Source organism: Mesorhizobium sp. P5_C1 (genome assembly GCF_054049815.1).
On the sequence record NZ_JBFULQ010001193.1, the window covers coordinates 1 to 832 of the forward strand.

Genomic DNA, 832 nt, shown 5'->3' on the forward strand with positions numbered 1-832 from the left:
CTCCAAGCTTGTGCGGCTGGAACATGGCACAGGCAAGTGGTTCTACTACCTGAAGGATCACATTGAGAGCAGCGACTACGTCATTGCTTCAGACGGCGTCCCGGTCGAGCAGATGCTCTACAAAGCCTACGGCACGGAACATAAGCCCGAGATGCTGTCTCCCGCCTGGGCGACGCATCTGACGGATGTCGCGGCCGACCTGCCGCGTGAAAAGACCCATCATCGTTTCACCGGCAAGTATCTCGATGACGACACAGGCCTCTACTACTATGGTGCCCGATACTACGATCCGGCGCTCGGACGCTTCATCTCGCCCGATCCGCTGTATGTCGGTGATCCAGAGCGATGCACGAGCAACCCAACGTCGTGCAATCTATTCGCCTACGCCAACAACAACCCGATGGCCTTCGTCGACCCAACAGGTCTCAAGGAGATCGTGGCCGACGATGCCGCCTACAAACGCCAGGTGGAGCAAGATCTACAGCGAACCGACCCAACTGCTCGTGTCGACAGCAAGACCGGCGAAGTGTCGCAAAGCTTCCTGCATGGCGTTTGGCTGGACGTGAAGGGCTTCGTTACCGGGTCGAATTCGTTCGACGCGGGCCGCGAGCTCACGCGCCGGGTGATCGACGACCCGCAGACGACCACGATTACGAATGTCGCTGGCCACACTGAAGCCGACGTGAAGGATCCGAAAACCAACCCGGAGACGACCGCCGGGGACGTCGTCATCAGGTATGACCCGGCGACAGCGAGAACTCGAACCTCGGATGAATTCGACAAGTCGACGGGCAAAGTTGTGCTCGATGCGCCGGCAGATCCGGGTATCGTG

Annotated in this window: 1 protein-coding gene; it reads left to right on the forward strand. The window is 59.4% G+C overall.

The window, feature by feature from the left end:
* Positions 1 to 832 (forward strand): RHS repeat-associated core domain-containing protein (locus ACXJ7R_RS34820; protein WP_457155753.1); only part of this gene is annotated, 832 nt, incomplete at both ends.